The organism is Nostocoides vanveenii, from assembly GCF_039531165.1.
GTDB classification, from domain to species: Bacteria; Actinomycetota; Actinomycetes; order Actinomycetales; family Dermatophilaceae; genus Nostocoides_A; species Nostocoides_A vanveenii.
Map to the genome: position 1 here is coordinate 32,021 of NZ_BAAAPN010000025.1, position 18,932 is coordinate 50,952.

The 18,932-nt window shown below is 67.9% G+C and carries 17 protein-coding genes; 9 read left to right on the forward strand and 8 right to left on the reverse strand.

Annotation, left to right across the window (positions count from 1 at the left end; all coding sequences use genetic code 11):
* Window positions 1-17: 17 nt before the first annotated feature.
* From ABD209_RS04880 to ABD209_RS04895, 4 genes are all read right to left on the reverse strand, one after another.
* Window positions 18-2,165 (reverse strand): hypothetical protein, encoded by a 2,148-nt coding sequence (locus ABD209_RS04880; protein ID WP_344062919.1) that lies wholly within the window; start codon window positions 2,163-2,165, stop codon window positions 18-20.
* 405 nt (window positions 2,166-2,570) lie between these two features.
* Window positions 2,571-3,728, reverse strand: a complete 1,158-nt coding sequence (locus ABD209_RS04885; RefSeq protein WP_344062922.1) for an acyl-CoA dehydrogenase family protein — start codon at window positions 3,726-3,728, stop codon at window positions 2,571-2,573.
* Window positions 3,729-3,846: 118 nt separating this feature from the next.
* Entirely contained in the window at window positions 3,847-4,647 is an 801-nt protein-coding gene (locus ABD209_RS04890) for an SGNH/GDSL hydrolase family protein (RefSeq protein WP_344062925.1), read from the reverse strand.
* A 139-nt stretch (window positions 4,648-4,786) separates the two neighbouring features.
* Window positions 4,787-5,464 carry a uracil-DNA glycosylase gene (locus ABD209_RS04895; protein WP_344062928.1) on the reverse strand — a complete coding sequence of 226 codons (678 nt, stop codon included), beginning with the start codon at window positions 5,462-5,464 and terminating at the stop codon, window positions 4,787-4,789.
* Between the two features lie 65 nt (window positions 5,465-5,529).
* Here ABD209_RS04895 and ABD209_RS04900 point away from each other — a divergent pair, with 65 nt between their 5' ends.
* Window positions 5,530-6,174: an HAD family hydrolase gene (locus ABD209_RS04900; protein ID WP_344062931.1), complete on the forward strand. Its 645-nt coding sequence runs from the start codon at window positions 5,530-5,532 to the stop codon at window positions 6,172-6,174.
* Between the two features lie 19 nt (window positions 6,175-6,193).
* Here ABD209_RS04900 and ABD209_RS04905 read toward each other — a convergent pair whose 3' ends face one another.
* Entirely contained in the window at window positions 6,194-6,337 is a 144-nt protein-coding gene (locus tag ABD209_RS04905) for a hypothetical protein (RefSeq protein ID WP_324386316.1), read from the reverse strand.
* On the opposite strand from ABD209_RS04905, the gene cysD reads away from it, so the two are divergent.
* Genes cysD through ABD209_RS04920 form a run of 3 tightly spaced genes read left to right on the forward strand, consistent with a single transcriptional unit; the run spans window position 6,336 to window position 9,849 of the window.
* Window positions 6,336-7,250: a sulfate adenylyltransferase subunit CysD gene (cysD, locus tag ABD209_RS04910; RefSeq protein ID WP_324386317.1), complete on the forward strand. Its 915-nt coding sequence runs from the start codon at window positions 6,336-6,338 to the stop codon at window positions 7,248-7,250. The two genes, ABD209_RS04905 and cysD, sit on opposite strands and share 2 nt — an antisense overlap.
* On the forward strand, window positions 7,250-9,160 hold the full coding sequence (gene cysN, locus ABD209_RS04915; protein ID WP_324386318.1) for a sulfate adenylyltransferase subunit CysN: 1,911 nt from the start codon (window positions 7,250-7,252) through the stop codon (window positions 9,158-9,160). The genes cysD and cysN overlap by 1 nt, the downstream gene beginning before the upstream one ends.
* A gap of 8 nt (window positions 9,161-9,168) precedes the next feature.
* The gene (locus ABD209_RS04920) at window positions 9,169-9,849 is read left to right on the forward strand and encodes a histidine phosphatase family protein (protein ID WP_324386319.1); all 681 of its coding nucleotides are present in this window, start codon (window positions 9,169-9,171) and stop codon (window positions 9,847-9,849) included.
* Window positions 9,850-9,852: 3 nt separating this feature from the next.
* On the opposite strand, the gene ABD209_RS04925 is transcribed toward ABD209_RS04920, so the two are convergent.
* From ABD209_RS04925 to ABD209_RS04935, 3 genes are all read right to left on the reverse strand, one after another.
* Window positions 9,853-10,662 carry an LLM class flavin-dependent oxidoreductase gene (locus ABD209_RS04925; protein WP_344062937.1) on the reverse strand — a complete coding sequence of 270 codons (810 nt, stop codon included), beginning with the start codon at window positions 10,660-10,662 and terminating at the stop codon, window positions 9,853-9,855.
* A gap of 70 nt (window positions 10,663-10,732) precedes the next feature.
* Complete coding sequence (locus ABD209_RS04930; RefSeq protein WP_324386321.1) at window positions 10,733-11,548, reverse strand: DeoR/GlpR family DNA-binding transcription regulator; 816 nt, start codon at window positions 11,546-11,548, stop codon at window positions 10,733-10,735.
* A gap of 2 nt (window positions 11,549-11,550) precedes the next feature.
* Entirely contained in the window at window positions 11,551-13,611 is a 2,061-nt protein-coding gene (locus tag ABD209_RS04935) for a beta-galactosidase (protein ID WP_344062942.1), read from the reverse strand.
* Between the two features lie 188 nt (window positions 13,612-13,799).
* Here ABD209_RS04935 and ABD209_RS04940 point away from each other — a divergent pair, with 188 nt between their 5' ends.
* The 5 genes from ABD209_RS04940 (at window position 13,800) to ABD209_RS04960 (ending at window position 18,828) form a co-directional block, all read left to right on the forward strand.
* Window positions 13,800-15,170, forward strand: a complete 1,371-nt coding sequence (locus tag ABD209_RS04940) for an ABC transporter substrate-binding protein (protein WP_324386323.1) — start codon at window positions 13,800-13,802, stop codon at window positions 15,168-15,170.
* A gap of 81 nt (window positions 15,171-15,251) precedes the next feature.
* Entirely contained in the window at window positions 15,252-16,139 is an 888-nt protein-coding gene (locus ABD209_RS04945) for a carbohydrate ABC transporter permease (protein ID WP_344062945.1), read from the forward strand.
* Entirely contained in the window at window positions 16,136-17,065 is a 930-nt protein-coding gene (locus tag ABD209_RS04950) for a carbohydrate ABC transporter permease (RefSeq protein ID WP_324386325.1), read from the forward strand. Before ABD209_RS04945 ends, ABD209_RS04950 begins: the two co-directional genes overlap by 4 nt.
* 34 nt (window positions 17,066-17,099) lie before the next feature.
* A complete protein-coding gene (locus tag ABD209_RS04955) occupies window positions 17,100-18,461 on the forward strand; it encodes a pyridoxal phosphate-dependent decarboxylase family protein (protein WP_324386331.1) in 1,362 nt (453 codons plus the stop codon).
* Between the two features lie 79 nt (window positions 18,462-18,540).
* Entirely contained in the window at window positions 18,541-18,828 is a 288-nt protein-coding gene (locus tag ABD209_RS04960; RefSeq protein ID WP_324386326.1) for a DUF3263 domain-containing protein, read from the forward strand.
* Window positions 18,829-18,932 lie beyond the last annotated feature (104 nt).

Sequence of the window (18,932 nt, forward strand, 5' to 3'; positions counted from 1 at the left end):
CGTGAAGTCGCGGGCGCTCAGCGCGCCAGGAGGAAGGCGCCGTCGATCTGCTCGGACAAGGTGGTGCCGGCCGAGTCGGTCACGGCGACCTTGAGGCCGACGACGGTGCGGCCAGCGCCGGCCGCGGGGACGGTGAGGGCGGCGGCATACGTCGCGCCGGATCCGGTGACGGGGGCGACGCTCCAGGTGCGGCCGTCATACGACACCCACGCCTTGACCGAGGTGACGCCCTGGGCGACCGTGCGCCCGACTTGGTTGACCGTGAGCCCGATCGACTGCCTACCGGCGGGGAGAACGTTCGCGTCGGTCGACGCGGCGGCGTAGTCCACCGAGAGGAAGGGCAGAACCTTGCACGTCGTCTGGGTCAGACACCACCAAGTCGCCGGCGCGTTGACCGCGGATGACGTCTTGATCGACATCGTCGTGGTCATCGTCGTCGCGAGGGTGAACGGTGCACCCGAGCGGGACGCGATCTGGCTGGTGGTCAGCACCTTGGTGTTGTCCGGGATGGCGGTCGCGCCGCTGAGGTGGCCGTCCTGGTCGATGATCGTCGCGCCATCGGCCTTGATCGTCAGGTGCGAGGTGAAGGTGTCCGGCTCGGTGAAGTCGCCGCTGCCCGTATGCGTGCGATCGCTCAGCGGGAGAGCACCGATCGTGAAACCCTTGACGCCGGACCCGAAGCCGAGGCACGCCGGGCAGGACTGCGCCGGTGCGACACCGGGTGACCGGAAGGCCTGATGCAGCGGGGCCTGGCCCCAGACATCGGAGGTGGTCGTGCCCGCCTTGGGGCCGACGTGCCCATCCTCGGTGAAATCCCCCTTCTCGGTGAAGACGGGATCGAAGCTGATGTACTGCGTCAGCGAGGCGCCGTGGATCAGGCCGCCACCGGTGGAGACGTATTCGGTGAAGGCGCGCGCCGGCGGCGGCATGCCCACCGACCAGCCACCCGTCGGCGGATTCGCCGACCGGCCGTACATCGAGGTGGCGAGGTCGAAGCCGCCGACCAGCTTGGTGCGGTAGATCGCCGTGTTCGAGGCATCGACGCGCGCGATGATGGGGCTGGCCGGGATGCGGCCGGTCACGCCACTATTCGTCGAGTACCGGTAGGGGGCCGACGCGCTTCCCCCGTCGGCGACGACGACCTGCGCAACGCGTTGCGTGCCGTGTAGGGCGCCCACGGTCGGAGTCACGAAGGTCTCTCCTGTTTCGTAGTCACCCAGCAGCACCCAGGACGCCCCGGAGAAGTAGTCACCCGTGACGATGTCGCGGCCGTACTCGGTGATCTCCGCGCCACCCTCTCGCACCGGCTTGGCCAGGGTCGTCCTGATTGGGGTGGTGGCCGAGCGAACGTCAACGCGGACATCCCGGGGGCTATTGACTGTGACCTCGGGCGAGGTGGCGATGTAGGACTTCGTCGCGTCCGCATTGGACGCCACCACCACGAATTGCCAGGTTCCCTGGGGCAAGCTGATCTTGGCCTTGCCGCGGATGGCGAAGCCGACGCCGCCACCCTTCTGCGCGTCGGTGGTGTTGAGGTAGCCGAACATGCCCTCGAAGGGCTTGCCCTGGTCGTCGACGACGTTGACCGTGACGGTGTGCATAGGCCATTGGGGAGTCGGTGCGCTCGGGCGCATGGCCCGGACGCTGGCCACCCCGGCGAAGAGGGCGTCGCCACTCTGCGTGGCGAGGGCTCGGCCAAGGGCGCGGCTGCTGGCGGGTGTGACATAACCGGTGGCGCTCAACCCGCTCCGCCCGGTGACCTCGATGCCGGGGACGGCGGTGGGGGCGTCGGCGCTGGCATACCGGATCGAGACGGGGACCCGGGTGCTGCCGGTGGCGTCGGCGTTGACGTCGAAAAGCGCGGCGTCGAGGACGCCGCCGACCTGGTGCTGCAGAGCCGCGGGGTAGACGTAGCGGGCCTTGCCGATCGCCATAGTGACCAGTGGGCCGGAGGTGGCGCGGTGCAGGAGCACGGGGGTCGTGCCATGGGCCCGGATGACGTCCCCGGTCGGCAACACGACCGCCCGGCTGCTGGTGGCCGCAGTGGCCTGCCAATCGGCTGTGACATTGCTCGGTGCCTGCGCGCTCGCCGCGAGCGGTGCCAGCCCGCCGGCGGCGAGGGCCGCGATTGCGGCCGTGGCGGCCCAGGTGGTTCGTCTGGTCATTCCCCTTGCCCTTCTCGATTCACGATCCCGTCAGCGGCTGCCGCGGGGCCTTCCGTTGGGAAGCTTGCTCGGTGGCCGGCCGGGCGCCATCAACCGAGCGGCTGATCCGGCTGCGACCATCGGCCATTCTTCGCCGTACTTCCTCTGGGTGTTTCACGGGTGCACGCGCCGAAAGGTTGCCTGCGATCGCGAGATGTGAGGGCAGCCTCAGGCGAGCCGCGGAAATCGCCGCGCAGCAACGGCTTTTCGCCAGATTGGACGGATTGCGCCTGCGCAGGGAGCAGAGAGCGTGCGCGACAACCCATGACGTCCCCTCCCATCGGTGCCGGGGCATACGGTATTTCGCCGGCCCGGGCGCGATCTTCCACCCCCATACCCGGTATGTCAACGGATGGGTCGTCCGGTTCAGCCGCCGAGCGCGTGCCGGCTGATCACCAGCCGCTGGATCTGGTTGGTGCCCTCGAAGATTTGGGTCACCTTGGCCTCGCGGAAATAGCGCTCGGCTGGGAAATCGGCCGTGTAGCCCGCGCCCCCGAGAACTTGGACCGCGTCGGTGGTGACCTTCATGGCGGCGTCCGTGGCCACCAGCTTCGCCGTGGCTGCCTCGGCGCTGAAGGGCCGTCGGGCGTCGCGCAACCGGGCGGCATACAGATAGCTCGCGCGGGCGGCGCCGACGGCCGCCGCCATGTCCGCGATCAGGAAGGCGAGGCCCTGGTTGCTCGCGATCGGCCGGCCGAACTGGACGCGGTCCTTGGCGTAGCTGGTCGCCAGGTCGAGCGCGGACTGCGCCAAACCCGTTGCCGCAGCGGCGATTCCGAGGCGACCGGAGTCGAGCGCCGACAAGGCGATGGCCATGCCCTGACCCTCGGCCCCGATCCGGCGGGACGCGTCGACTCGGACATTGTCGAAGAGCACCTCGCTGACCGGGTCGCAGTGCAGGCCCATCTTGCGTTCCGGCGTCCCGAAGCTCAGCCCGGGCGCGTCGGCGGGGACGACGAAGCACGAGAGCCCGCGCCCGCCGTCGTCCGAGGTCCGCGCGAAGGTCGTGTAGAAGTCCGCGTGCCCGGCGTGCGAGATCCACGACTTCGTCCCATTGAGCACGTATGCCGTGCCGTCACCGACGGCGCGCGTCGTCATGGACGCGATGTCGGAGCCCGCGAGCGGCTCGGAGAGGCAGTAGGCCCCGAGCGTCTCGCCGGAGAGCATCGCCGGGAGCAGCTCGGCCTGCTGTTCTGGGCTGCCATACGCGGCGACGGGATAGCACGTCAGGGAGTGCACGGACGTCCCGACGGCAACGCTCATCCAGGCGCTGCCGATCTCCTCGACGACCTGCAAATAGGTCTCGTAGGGCTGAGCGCCGCCGCCGAACTCCTCGGCATATGGCAGCGAGAGCAGGCCGGCCGCGCCGAGCGTGGTGAAGATGTCGCGGGGCAGTTCGGCGCCGCGGGCGGCCGCTGCCTCGGCCTCGTCGACGCGCGGTCGCAACTCCTTGTCGGCGATCTGGCGGACCAGGGTGATGAGATCGTCGCCGAGTTCGTCGGGCATCAGGCGGGACACGGGCATACCGGCCAATGTAGCGAGCGAGGCCGGGGCCGACCTCATGGCCCGCACTCAGCACAGGCTGGGTGACGTCGAGCAGGGTAGACCCTGCTGGAGGTCACCTAAACGCTGCTAGCTGACGTTAGGCCCGGGGTTCGGAGACAGGCGCAAGGGTTGGGCGTTTGGCCGTCTGCGCGTCCCCCGACGACCGACCGTGGAGTCGCCGATCCACCCAGGGCCCCAAATGCGTTCTGCCCCAGTGCAAGTGGGAGGACAGGGCCTCGCGGCGGCCAGCAGGATCGGCCGGGGGCAGTGGTGTCGCCCAGTCCGCTCGATCGGTGTCGAAGCCGAGCGCGGCTTGGGCGGCGAGCGCCACTCGGCGGTGTCCCTCGCTGGTCAGGTGGATGCGGTCGTCGGCCCACATGCGCCAGTCCTGGAGCGCGTCGAGTCCCCAGATGTCGATGATCGCGCACCCGTGGCGGGCCGCGAGCGAGAACAGATTGGCCGTATGCACCGCGTGGCGCGGTCGCAGCGCCTTGAACAGTCCCGCCTTGGCTGGGTCGGTCGGAGTCGCGAGCAACACGTCCGCGCCCGTGGCTCGGATCCGCACGACGGCGGCTTCCAAACGATCGGCGATCGCGTCGAGGTCGACGCTGGGGCGCAGGATGTCGTTGCCGCCGCCGACCATCGAGACCAGATCGGGCGCCATCGCCAGGGCGGCGTCCAACTGCGGCCCGACGACATCGCCCAACTTGCGGCCGCGGACGGCGAGGTTGGCATAGCCGAAGTCAACCCCGGCCTCGGCCGCCACCCCCGCGAGGTGCGCCGCGAGCCGGTCTGCCCACCCGACGAACCCGGTCGACGGCTCGGGCAGTGGATCGCACATCCCTTCGGTGAAGGAGTCGCCGATGGCGACATAGCGGGTCCAGCTGTGGGGCGTCATACGGCAGTCCCATCAGTGGTCGGCTTTCCCGCCCGCTGCCGGCAAGTCCTTGTTCGCATAGGAAATCTTCCCCTGCGCATGACGGGGTTGTGGCATCGGGCGGGAAAGCTGTCGGCTCGCCCGGCCGGCGAGAGTCCGGTCACGGGAGGGACCAGTCCAGCGGCTCGGCGCCCTGGGCGACGAGTGCCGCATTGGCGCGCGAGAAGGGCCGCGAGCCGAAGAAGCCGGAGTGCGCCGACAGCGGCGAGGGGTGCGCGCTCTCGATGGCGGCGGTCGCCCCGAGCCGGGGGCGGAGGTTGCGCGCGTCCCGCCCCCACAGGATCGCCACGAGCGGGCCGCCGCGCACCACGAGCGCGTCGATCGCGCACCCCGTGACCTCCTCCCAGCCCTTCCCGCGGTGCGAGGCAGACGCGCCGGGCCGCACCGTGAGCACGCGGTTGAGCAGCAGCACGCCCCGATCCGCCCATGGCGTCAGGTCGCCGGTCGTCGGCGCGGGTAGGCCGAGGTCGGTCTGCAACTCGCGGTAGATGTTCTCCAGGCTGCGCGGGATCGGGCGCACATCGGGTGCCACCGAGAACGAGAGCCCCACCGGATGCCCCGGCGTCGGATAGGGATCCTGTCCAACGATCAACACCCGCACCGCGTCCATCGGGGCGGCAAACGCCCGCAGCACCAGTGGCCCGGCCGGGAGGTAGCCGCGGCCGGCCGCGATCTCCGCGCGCAGGAACTCGCCCAACTCGGCGATTACCTCCGCGACCGGCGCCAGCGCTGCCGCCCACGAGGGGTGGACGAGGTCGGGGAGCGGGCGCGCCGCCATACCTTCTCCTTCTCGCCGGTGAACGGCTCTGTCCCGAGGACGTATGCCGCTGGCAGGCTATCCCGGTGATCTCACCGCGCGCCGGCATCCTGTTCGATCTCGACGGCACCCTCGTCGACACCATCCCGCTGATCCTCGCCTCCTTCGACCACGCGCTCACCCAGGTCGTCGGCGAGACCCGTCCGGAGCCGGTGATCCGCAGCTGGATCGGGCGTCGGCTGGGCGAGGTGTTCGCGGACGAATACCCCGATCACGCCCGCGAGCTCGAACGCGTCTACATCGAGTGGAATCTCGCCCAGGCGGCCCGCCTGATTCGCCGCTACCCGGGGATCGACGCCCTGGTCAGGGACCTAAACGAGGCGCAGGCGCGCTTCGGCGTGGTCACCTCCAAGCGGTTGACGACGGCCGAGGACGCGCTGCGCTTGAGCGATCTCAAGGGTCGGATCGAACTGCTGGCGACCATGGAGTCGACGTCACAGCACAAGCCCGACCCGGCGCCCCTGCTCCATGGCGCGGCCCGGCTCTCCACGCCGGTCGAGCGGTGTGTCTATGTCGGCGATGCCGTGGTCGACATCCGCGCCGCCCAAGCCGCCGGTATGCCGTCGATCGCCGTGACCTGGGGCGCCGGCGCGCGCGATGACCTCGTCGCGGCCGGGCCCGACCACGTGATCGATGACGTGGCCGCGCTGCATGCCGTGTTGTTGGGGTGATATCCGGCGTTGCCGGGTGTCAGCAGGCGGCGGGTTTTCGGGAGTTCGAGGGGCCGGTGGTAATCTCGGTCACCGTGTGTGGCGCAGGCGCTCCGTTCGCCGCGTCGGCGGGCAGCCAGGGGGCAGCAGCCGCAATCGAGACATTCAGGGAAGGCTGATCCATGGCGCAAACTGTGCCCTCCACGCTGACGCACCTGCAGCGGCTCGAGGCCGAGGCAATCCACATCATGCGGGAGGTCGTGGCCGAGGCGGAGAACCCGGTGATGCTTTACAGCATCGGCAAGGACTCCGCGACGATGCTCCACCTCGCCCGCAAGGCCTTCTACCCCGCGCCACCCCCCTTCCCGCTGCTCCACGTCGACACGACGTGGAAGTTCAAGGCGATGTACGAGTTGCGCGACAAGGCCGCCCGCGAGGCCGGCATGGAGCTGCTCGTCTACCAGAACCCGGAGGCCAAGGAGAAGGGGATCAATCCCTTCGATCACGGCCCGCTGCATACGGACATGTGGAAGACCGAGGGCCTGAAGCAGGCGCTCGACAAGTGGGGTTTCGACGCAGCCTTCGGCGGCGGCCGGCGCGATGAGGAGAAGTCGCGCGCCAAGGAGCGCGTCTTCTCCTTCCGCAACTCCCGCCACCAATGGGACCCCAAGAACCAGCGCCCCGAGCTGTGGAAGCTCTACAACGCCCGCAAGCACCCGGGCGAGTCGATGCGCGTCTTCCCGCTCTCGAACTGGACCGAGCTCGACATTTGGCAGTACATCCACCTCGAGGGCATCGAGATCGTCCCCCTCTACTTCGCCGCCGAGCGGCCCGTGGTCGAGCGCGACGGCCTGACGATCATGGTCGACGACGACCGTATGCCGTTGGCTCCCGGCGAGGTGCCGCAGCTGCGTAGCGTGCGCTTCCGCACCCTGGGGTGCTACCCGCTGACCGGTGCGGTCGACAGCACCGCCCACACCTTGCCCGAGGTCATCCAGGAGATCCTGCTGACCACGACGTCCGAGCGCCAGGGTCGTGCGATCGACCACGACAGCGCCGCGTCCATGGAGAAGAAGAAGCAGGAAGGCTACTTCTGATGACGACGACCGACGAGCCGATCTACCAGGTCGAATCCCTTATCGCCGAGGACATCGACGCCTATCTCGACGCGCACCAGCACAAGACGATGCTGCGCTTCATCACCTGCGGGTCGGTCGATGACGGCAAGTCCACCCTGATCGGGCGGATGCTCTACGACTCGCACATGATCTTCGAGGACCACCTGCAGGCGCTGGAGTCCGACTCCAAGCGCGTCGGCACCCAGGGCGAAGCGATCGACTTCGCGCTGCTGGTCGACGGCCTCGCCGCCGAGCGCGAGCAGGGCATCACCATCGATGTCGCCTACCGCTTCTTCGGCACCGAGAAGCGCAAGTTCATCGTCGCCGACACCCCCGGCCACGAGCAGTACACGCGCAATATGGTCACCGGCGCCTCGACCGCCGAGCTCGCCGTTATCCTCATCGACGCGCGCAAGGGTGTGCTGACCCAGACCCGCCGTCACAGCTTCCTCGCGCACCTGATCGGCATCCGGCACATCGTGCTTGCCGTCAACAAGATGGACCTCGTCGACTACAGCAAGGACCGCTTCGAGGAGATCGTCGCCGCCTATCGCGACTTCGCCGACTCGATCGGGATCGCCGACTTCACGGCCATTCCGATCTCGGGCTTCCTGGGCGACAACATCACCACCCATTCGCCGAACACGCCGTGGTACACCGGCACCACGCTGATGAATCACCTCGAGACGGTCGAACTCGACCAGACCCTCGACCAGGCACGTCCGTTCCGTATGCCGGTCCAGCGCGTCACGCGCCCCGACCTCAACTTCCGCGGGTTCGCGGGCACGATCGCCAATGGCATCGTCAAGGTGGGTGACTCGGTGCGCGTCCTGCCGTCGAACAAGACCTCGACGGTCGCGCGGATCGTCACCTTCGACGGCGACCTCGAAGAGGCCGTCGTCGGGCAGGCCGTCACCTTGACCCTCGAGGACGAGATCGACTGCTCGCGCGGCGATGTCCTCGTGCTCGACTCGGCCCCGGCCGAGGCGGCCGACCACTTCGAGTGCCACCTGGTGTGGATGGACGACGCCGAGATGCTTCCCGGCCGTCCCTATTGGATCAAGATCGGCACGACGACGGTCACCGCGCAGTTCGAGCGCCCGAAGTACGCCATCAATGTCAACACCATGGACCACATGGCAGCAAAGACATTGGGGCTCAACGCGATCGGCGTCGTGACCTTCTCCACCGACCGGCCGGTCGTCTTCGAGCCGTATACCCAAAGCCACGACCTCGGTGGCTTCATCGTCGTCGACAAGATGACCAACGCGACCGTCGCCGCGGGCATGATCCACTTCGCGCTGCGTCGGGCGAAGAATGTCGCCTGGCAGGCCCTGGACATCGACCGCAGCCACCACGCTCGGATGAAGCACCAGGCCCCGGCGGTCGTCTGGCTGACCGGGCTCTCGGGCTCCGGCAAGTCCGAGGTCGCCAACGAGCTGGAGGTGCAGTTGGCGCGGATGAACCGGCATACCTTCCTGCTCGACGGTGACAACATCCGGCACGGGTTGTCCAAGGATCTCGGCTTCGACGACGCCGACCGTGTCGAGAATGCGCGCCGCCTGGCGGAGGTTGCCAAGCTGATGACCGACGCCGGCCTGATCGTCATCGTCTCCTCGATCTCGCCCTTCACCGCCGAGCGGCGGATGGCGCGCGACCTGATCGCGGACGGCGAGTTCGTCGAGGTCTTCGTCGACCTGCCGCTCGAAGAGGCGGAGAAGCGCGACACCAAGGGCCTCTATGCCCGCGCCCGCGCCGGTGAGCTGACGCACTTCACGGGCGTCAACAGCCCGTATGAAGCGCCCACCGCCGCCGAGGTCCGCATCGACGCGCTCACCACCAGCCCGAAGGACGCTGCGGCCGAGATCATCGCCCGCCTGATCCCCTGACCGACCCGATGCGCCTGCTGCTGATCCGGCACGGACAAACGCCGAGCAATGTGGTCGGCGCACTCGACACCGCCCGGCCTGGCGCCGACCTGACCGACCTGGGTCGGCGCCAGGCCGCGGCCTTGCCCGCGGCGCTCGCGGGTGAGCCGATCAGCGCGGTCTACGCTTCGCCGCTGGTGCGCACCCAACAGACCGCTGCGCCTCTGGCAGCAGCCCTCGGCCTGTCCGTCGAGGTCATCGAGGGCATCGAGGAGATCAGCGCCGGCGACCTGGAGATGGCGAGCGACTCTACGGCGATCGAGACCTATGTCGGCACCGTCGCGGCCTGGGTGCTCGGTGACCTCGACCGGGTGATCCCTGGCGGGTCGAGCGGACATGACTTCCTGGCGCGCTACGACGCGGCCCTCACCGCGATCGCGGCAGCGCACGGCCCGGACGCCACGGTGGCCGTCGTCAGCCACGGCGCCGCCATCCGCGGCTACGCCCTGTTGCGTGCGGGAGCGGACCGGGTGGCGGAGTTCGGCACGCTGCGCGTGCACAACACCGGACTCGTCGCCCTCGATGGCAGCCCGGCCACTGGTTGGCGGGTCGCGCTCTGGCGGACCGAGCCGCTCGGCGGCGCGGGCCTCGACCGCGACACCGGCCACGATGTCACTGGAGACTCGGCACTCCAGCCACCTTCGCCTTGACCTTCAGAGCATCGTCTGGACGTCGCGGAGGGTGGCCGCGAAGTCGACCAGGGCGAGCGTGCCGTCCGGTGGGCCGTGGGGGGAGAGCGCGCACACCGCGACCCGGTGGGCGCCGGCGTCGGCAAGCTCAGTGACAGCCTGGGCAATCTGCTCGGCCGGGGCGGTGATGTGGGCGGCGGCAAAGACGATCGCATCTGGCGGCCCCAGGATGCCTGCGGCAGTGCGGGCTTCGTGTGCGATGGTCAAGCCCCGGCGTAGTTGAGCTGGGGTCGTGCCGCCGGTGAAGATCACGCCATCACCGATTTCGCCGGCCAGCGCAAGGGTTTTCGGGCCCTCGGCGCCGACGAGCAGGGGCACTCTCGTCGCGGTCGGGTGCCGCAACTGCACGCGATCAAGAGCGACATACCGGCCCGTCATCGTGACCGATTCACCGTCGAGCAGCGCCCTCAGCGCGCCCCCATATTCGCGCAGCAGAGTCAAGGGGGAGGCGGCTCGTACGCCCGCCTGGCCCATCCAGCCCAGGACGCCGTGGCCGATCCCCGGCAACAGCCGGCCGGGGTGCAATCGCTCGAGCGTGGCGAGCTCCATCGCCATGAGGGCGACATTGCGCAGGGGCACCGGCAACAAGCCGATGCCGACGCGCAGCCGGTCGGTGGCGGCGAGCGCGGCTGCCGCGCAAGAGATTCCGCCCTCGGCAAAGCAGTCCTCCCACAGCCACAGCTCCGGTAGGCCCGCCTCTTCAGCCGCCCTGGCGACATTTATCAGGTGCTCGGGAGGCTGGTCCGGGGGAAAGATGAGACCGAGTTCGACCATCGGCCGACGTTAGCAAGGTGGCGAACATCTCGTCGTCGCGGACCGGCGACCCGGTTGGCGGGAGCCTCGCTCAGTCGGTCGCAGCGTCGCGGGGTGCGGCGATGATGACGCGCTCGATCCGGTCGGTCAGCACCTCGCGGCCGCGGGCGGCTAGGCCGGCGTCGGTGATCAAGATGTCGACGGCGTCCAGGCCGACGATGGTGCCCAGGCCGATAACGCCCCATTTGGTGTGATCGGCCACGACACAGACACTGCGCGCGGAGCCGATCAACGCCCGATTAGTCTCCGCCTCAACGAGATTCGGCGTCGTCAAGCCCGCCCGAGGGTCGATGCCGTGGCAGCCGAGAAAGAGCAGGTCGACGTGCAGCGTGCGCAGCGCGCCCACCGCGATCGGCCCGACCAGCGCCTCACTCGGGGTGCGCGTTCCGCCGGTCAAGACGACCGTGTGCCCGCTGATCGCGGCGGTGTCACCGAGCACCTGCGCGGCCGGGATCGAGTTCGTCACGATGGTCAGGTCGGGGACGTGGCGCAACTGCCGCGCCAATTCGACCGTCGTGGTGCCCGCCGACAGCGCGATGGCCGCACCCGGGTCCACCAACTCGGCAGCCTGCGCGGCGATCGCCCGTTTGGCCGACTGCATCAGCGCCGACTTGGCGAGGAAGCCCGGCTCGTCGGTGCTCGGGGGGAGCGCGGGCATCCCGACATGCCCGATCGCCACCGCGCCGCCGTGCACCCGCTCGAGCAAGCCGCGCCGCGCCAGTTGTTCGATGTCTCGGCGGATCGTCATGTCCGAGACGGCGAGTTCGGAGACCAAGTCCGCAACGCGAACTGCCCCGGACTCGGCGACCCGCTCGACGATGCGGGCGTGGCGCTGGCTGGCGAGCATGGCTACTCCTCTCGAAGGACGGCGACCCCTCCGGCCGTCAAGGCGGCGTGACCGTCGGTCACGGCCCCGGTCAATACGTCAAAACCACTGAGCGGCACGGTGATCGGGTCGTCGGTGTGGTTGAGCAGGAAGACCCAGGATCGCCCGTCGGCCGCGCGCCGGCGGATCGCCTCAACGCCCACCGGCAACTCCGCGACCACGGGGCCGACGCCCGCGGCCTCGGTGATCGACGCCAGCACATTGGCCAAAGCGGCCTCGTCGGGCAGTGTGCCGAGATACCACGCGGCACCCGATCCCGTATGCCGGCGGGCAAGCGCCACGGAGCCGGCGCAGGGGCCGCCGGCATACGTCCACAGCGGCGCGGCGTCGGTCACCGCGCACCACTCCGACCAGCGGCGCCCGGTGCCCACGTCCGCGCCCGCCGTATCCGCCCCGGTGGCGGCTGCACCGGCTTCGTTCGACCTTCCCGGGCCGGCGGCCAGCAGTCCGACCTCGTCACCGTCCAGCAGCGGGTTGAACTCTTCGACGCGCACGCCGAGCAGCTCACGGAAGGCGCCCGGATAACCGCCGAGCCGGATGTGGTCGTGCTCGTCGGAGATGCCGGAGAAGTAGGTGACGAGCACCTGGGCCCCGGCCTCCGCGGCGGCGGCGATTGCCGCGGCATGCTCGTCGGTGACCAGATAGAGCGTCGGAACGACGATCACCCGATAACGCGACAGATCCGCAGACGGGTGCACGACATCGGCGGTGATCCCCATGTCCCGCAATGACTTATGCACGGCTTGCGCCATCTCCGGGTAGTCGGCGGCAGCGCTGGGCATTGCCGGACCGGAGGCCGCCCACAGCGCCTGGAAGTCGTAGAGGATCGCGACCGCGGCCTCTACCCGCGAGCCGGCGACCTCGCCGAGCGCGGCGGCGGCGGCGCCCAAACGGCATACCTCCGCGAAGCGCGCACTGTCCGCGCCCGCGTGCGGAACGAGCGCGGAGTGCCACTTCTCGGCACCCGCGCGCGAGGCGCGCCACTGGAAATAGCCGATCGTGTCCGCGCCATTGGCGACATGGGTCAGGCTGTCGTGGATCGTCCCGCCGAGCGGCTTGGCCGGATTGACCGGCTGCCAGTTCACCGCGCTCGTCGAGTGCTCCATGAGCAACCACGGTGCACCGCCGGCGAGCCCGCGGGTGACCGCTCCTTGGAAGGACAACTCGGCGGTCGCGTTCGGCAAGGCCGCGACGCGGTAATGGTCGGTGGAGACGACGTCCTGCTCGGGCGCCCACTGGTTGTAGTCGAGCAGCCGGAAGCCGGTCATCGTCATGAAGTTCGTCGTCACCGGCACGCCGGGGGAGAGGTCGGCCAGAATCGTCCGTTCGCCGCGATAGAGCCCGAGCAGGGTGTCGGAGCCGAAGCGGTGGTAGTCGAGCACCTGGGTAGGGTTGTGAAACGTCGGCGTTCGGCGCGGCGGGAGCACCTGCTCGAAGTCCGTATAGCGCTGACTCCAGAACGCCGTCCCCCATGCGTGATTCAGCGCATCCGTTGTGCCGTAACGGTTCTGCAGCCAGGTGCGGAAGGCGGCCGCACAGGTGTCGCAGTAGCACGGCAGGTTGTGGCAGGCATACTCGTTGGAGATGTGCCACATCGCCAGCGCCGGGTGTGAGTGATAGCGCTGGGCGAGTTGCGTCACCAGCGCGCGCGAGGCATCGGCGAAGATCGGGCTGCTCGGACACCAGCTCTGCCGGCTGCCGGGCCACATGATCACCCCGTCCGCGGTGCGCGGCAGGATGTCCGGGTATGCCGTGGTCAGCCACGGCGGCGGGCTCGCCGTCGCCGTCGCCAGGTCGACCGCGATGTCCGCCTCGGCCATCAGGTCCATCACGTCATCAAGCCAGCCGAACTCGTACTCGCCCTTGTGCGGCTCGAGCCATGACCACGAGAACACCCCGAGCGTGACAAAGGAGACGCTCGCCCGATGCATCAGGTCGACGTCCGCGCGCCAGATCGCGCGGGGCCATTGCTCGGGGTTGTAGTCGCCGCCATACGCCAGGCGGCCGGTGGGCCAGGCTCGCATGACGACGAGCCTTGCGACGAATCAAACGTTTGTCAACAGGTATGGACAGAATGTCTGGGGGATGGTGGCGCAATTGTTTCCCCGAGGGTGTTGACAGGCTCCCTGGCGGCGGGCCATGCTTCGGTTACCCGTGATCGCTTCTGGTGATTACTGTTCGATAACGGAGCGCACTCAAAGGAGAGAAGCCCATGCCCCGTCCCGCAACCTTCGAGGAATACCTCGCCTCCCTGGTTCCCCCCTCGGTCCGGGGCCTGGACCGGCGCACCCTGCTGACCGGCGGTGTCGCCCTCAGCGCGCTCACCCTGGCCGGGTGCGGCGGCAGCGACAGCACGACGACCTCGGGCTCGACGGGCACAGCGTCCGGGTCCGGCGGCTCGACGGCCGCCGCGACCGGTGAGGTCACCCTCGGCTCCAACCAGTCCGACGCCGTGCCGAAGGCGGCCATCCAGGGCGTCATGGACGCCTTCCAGAAGGCCAACTCCGGTCTGACCGTCAAAGTCAACACGGTCGACCACAACACCTTCCAAGAGAACATCAACAATTACCTGCAAGGCAGCCCGGACGACGTCTTCATGTGGTTCGCCGGCTACCGGATGCGCTTCTTCGCCAGCCAGGGCCTCGCCGGTGACATCTCCGACGTCTGGACCGGCATGCAGGGCCTGAACGACGCCCTGAAGAAGTCGTCGACGGGCGACGACGGCAAGCAGTACTTCATGCCGTCGACCTACTACCCCTGGGCGCTCTTCTACCGCAAGTCGATGTGGCAGGAGAAGGGCTACGAGATCCCCAAGACGCTCGATGAGCTCAAGACCCTCGGCGCAAAGATGAAAGCCGACGGCCTGGCCCCGATCGCCTTCGGCGACAAGGACGGCTGGCCGGCCATGGGCACCTTCGACGCCATCAACATGCGCGTCAACGGCTACGACTTCCACGTCAACCTGATGGCCGGCAAGGAGGACTGGGCCGGGGACAAGGTCAAGAAGACCTTCGACACCTGGAAGGGCCTGCTCGAGCTGCACCAGCCCGACAGCCTCGGCCGCACGTGGCAAGAGGCCGCGCAGAGTCTGCAGCAGAAGAAGTCCGGCATGTACCTCCTCGGCATGTTCGTCGCCCAGCAGTTCGAGAAGGGCGCCGAGCAGGACGACCTCGACTTCTTCACCTTCCCCGAGATCGACTCGGCCATCGGTGCCGACGCCATCGAGGCACCGATCGACGGCTACATGATGAGCGCCAGCCCCAAGAACGACGCCGGCGCCAAGGCTCTGCTGAAGTATGTCGGCGGCGCCGAGGCCCAGGGGCTGGCCGTCAAGTCCGACCCGAGCGTCATCGCGACGAATAGTGGGGTCGACACCAGCGGCTACACGGCTCTGCAGAAGAAGGCCGTCGAGTTCGTCGCGTCGGCGAAGTCGATTGCCCAGTTCATGGACCGCGACACCCGCCCCGACTTCGCCTCCACGGTGATGATCCCGGCCATCCAGGACTTCATCAAGAACCCGAACGACATCGACGGGCTCACCAAGAACATCCAGGCCCAGAAGGTCAGCATCTTCGGATCGTGACCCAGGACGTAGGCCGCGCCGGCACGCACGTGGCCGGCGCGGCATGCGGCAATCACCTTGGAGAGTAAGGGGCTCAAATATATGGCGCGGTACAAGGGGATCAACCAACTGTCCGGTCTCGACCGCATCATCGTCGCCTTGATGATCATCATCCCGACAATCCTCGTCGTCTGGTTGGTATGGCTGCCAGCCATCGGGTCGGTGTTGTTGTCCTTCACCAACTGGAATGGCATCGGCCCGATCGGTGATGCCAAGTGGATGGGGATGAAGAACTACCACGATGTGGTGACGATCTATCCACCCTTCTGGCCGGCGGTGCGGCACAACCTCATCTGGCTGGCCGTGACCTTCCTGCTCGCGACTCCCTTCGGGATGTTCCTCGCGGTGCTTCTCGATAAGGAGATGCGTGGCTCGCGCGTTTACCAGTCGGCCTTCTATCTGCCGGTTGTGCTCTCGCTCGCGCTCGTCGGCTTCATCTGGCAGCTGATCTACAGCCGCGACCAGGGCCTGATCAACGGACTGACCGGGTCCACCATCGACTGGTACGGCGACCCGAAGTACAACCTGTGGTCGGCGTTGATTGCCGCGTGCTGGCGGCATACCGGCTACATCATGCTGCTCTATCTGGCCGGCTTAAAGGGTGTCGACGTTTCGCTGCGTGAGGCCGCGCGAGTGGACGGGGCGAGCGAAAAGCAGACCTTCTTCAAGATCGTCTTTCCGGTGCTCGCGCCGATCAACATCATCGTCTTGGTGGTCTCGGTCATCGAGTCCCTGCGGGCCTTCGACCTGGTCTGGGTCATCAACAAGGGCCGCAACGGCCTGGAGCTGATCGCCACCCTGGTCACCCAAAACATCGTCGGGGAGGCGAGCCGGATCGGCTTCGGGTCGGCGCTGGCGACCTTCATGTTGCTGATCTCCTCGGTTTTCATCGTCATCTATTTGCGCATCGTGATGAAGGAGCAGCGGTGAGTAACGTCAACGGCGATCTCGCCGTCGTGCCCGTGGCCACGCAGAACCCGCTCAAGGTAAGCAAGACGGCAACGGGGTCGGGTAAAGCCAGCCGGCCCACCCAGATTTTCCTCGTGGTGATGGCGCTGATCTGGTTCTTCCCCGTCTTCTACGCAATCCTCAACAGTTTCCGCGACTATGCGTATACCGCCAAGCACGGCTATGTCTCTTTCGGTGGCTTCACCATGGAGAACTACAAGAACGCCTGGGAGCAGGCGAACTTCGCGCACACCTTCATGAACTCGGTGAAGATCACCGTGCCCGCGGTGCTGCTGACCCTCTTTCTCTCCTGCTGCATCGCCTTCGTGGTCGCACGCTTCTCGTTCAAGTTCAACCTGGCGCTTCTCGGCCTGTTCACTGCCGCGAATCTCCTTCCGCCGCAGGCGCTTTTGATCCCCGTTTACCGCATGTTCCGCAAGATCCCGATGCCGGAGTTTCTGTCCAGCTCGGGCACGCTCCTCAACAGCCACCTCGGGCTGATCCTAGTCAATGTCGCCTTCCAGACCGGCTTCTGCTCGTTTGTGCTCTCGAACTATATGAAGACCATCCCCAGGGAGCTCTACGAGTCGGCCGTCGTCGACGGGGCCGGCGTGCTTCGGCAGTTCTTCCAGCTGACCTTGCCGCTGTGCCGCCCGCCGCTGGCTGCCTTGGCAACCTTGGAAGTCACGTGGATCTACAACGAATTCTTCTGGGCCACGGTGCTTTTGCAGCAGGGTGACAAGTTCCCCGTGACGAGTTCGCTGAATAATCTGCGCGGCCAGTTCTTCACCGACAACAACCTCGTTGCGGCCGGCTCGGTGCTCGTCGCCCTGCCGACGCTGATCATCTTCTTCCTGCTCCAGAAGCAGTTCGTCTCCGGGTTGACGCTCGGGGCCACGAAGGGCTGATCGCCCCGGGGCGCTCGGTAGGCTCCGATGTGTGATGGGCACCTCCTACCGGTCCAACCGGCATACCGACCTCGACACACTCAGCGAGGCTGTGATCGCGTATGCCGCGGACCGGATCCGTAGCGCGCCCCCGCTCGACAAGCCGCTCACCGAGGCCGAGCTGGTCGAGCGCGTCGGGCAGACCATCACGCCCGGCGGCCTGGGCGGCACCGAGGCGATGCGGATCTTCGCCGACGACCTCGCCCCGAGTTGCCTCTCGACCGACCACCCGCGCTATCTCTCCTTCATCCCGTGCGCGCCTAGTGACGCGGCCTCGATGTTCGATGTCGTCGTCGGTGCCTCCTCGATCTACGGCGGGTCGTGGCTCGAAGGCTCCGGCGCGGTATATGCCGAGAACCTCGCCTTGCGCTGGATTGCCGACCTGGCCGGTATGCCCGCGGGGGCGGGCGGGGTATTCACCTCCGGTGGCACGATCGGCAACCTGTCCGCGCTGGTGGCCGCACGCCATACGGCACGGTCGCGGGCGGAGACCGGGGTGCGCCCTACCCTGCTGGTGTCCACCGAGGGCGCGCACAGTTCGATCAAGTCGGCGGCCGAGGTGATGGACGCCGAGTTCGTCGGGGTGCCCTTGGATGAGAACTGGCGACTGACCGGTGCCAACCTGCGCTCGGTGCTCCTCGAACGCGGCCCCGAGAACGTCTTCGCCGTCGTCGCGACCGCGGGGACGACGAACTTCGGGGTCATCGACGATCTCGCCTCGGTCGGCGAGGTCTGCCGCGAGTTCGGCATCTGGTTCCATGTCGACGGGGCGTACGGCGGTGCCGGCCTCGCCGCCCCCTCGATCCGGGATCGGTATGCCGGTGTCGAGCACTGCGATTCCTTCATCGTCGATCCGCACAAATGGCTCTTCGCCCCGTATGACTGCTGCGCCCTGCTCTATCGCGACCCGGCGCTCGCGCGCGCGGCGCACACGCAGAAGGCGGGCTATCTCGATGTCTTGACTGAGGCGCCGGAGTGGAATCCGACCGACTACTCGATCGGGCTGACGCGGCGGGCGCGCGGCTTGCCGTTCTGGTTCTCGCTGACCGTGAACGGGACCGATGCCTACACCGCGGCGATCGAGCACACCTTGAATATCGCCCGCTATGCCGAGGACGAGGTCGCCCGCCGGCCCTATCTGGAGTTGGTGCGCGAGCGCGACCTGACCGTCGTGGTCTTCCGGCGCCTGGGGTGGGCGGCCGCCGACTATCACCGGTGGAGCGACGAGCTGCTGGGCGATGAGTTCGCCTTCGTGGTGCCGACCACCCATGCCGGCGAGACCCTGGCCCGCTTCGCGATCGTCAATCCCGAGACCTCCGAGGGCGACATTCGCGCCATCCTCGACACCATGGCCTGACGGGGGCGCGGGCGGGAAAGCGCGCGACGCGCCCGCCGGGAATGACAGGCGTGTCATTCGAGGCGGTATGCTGAGGGCGATGACTACTGCCACCGTCACGAGCGCGCCCGATCAGGCGGCGCTCAGCGACCGCGACCGCGAGATCCTCGCGTTCGAGCGTCAATGGTGGAAGTACGCCGGCTCGAAGGAGCAGGCGGTGCGTGATCTCTTCGACATGAGCAGCACGCGCTACTACCAGGTGCTCAACGGACTGCTCGACAACCCGGCCGCGCTGGCCGCTGACCCGATGCTCATCAAGCGGCTGCGCCGGTTGCGCGCTTCACGCCAGCGGCAACGCTCGGCACGCCGGTTGGGCCTGGAGGTCTGACCCCGTTACCTTCGTGATGGGTCCTCGACCTGAGGATCTCGGTCGCTGAGTCCGGCATGACTTACTGCCCCTGTCGTCGATGATCCGGGGGGTGTTGTCACCGG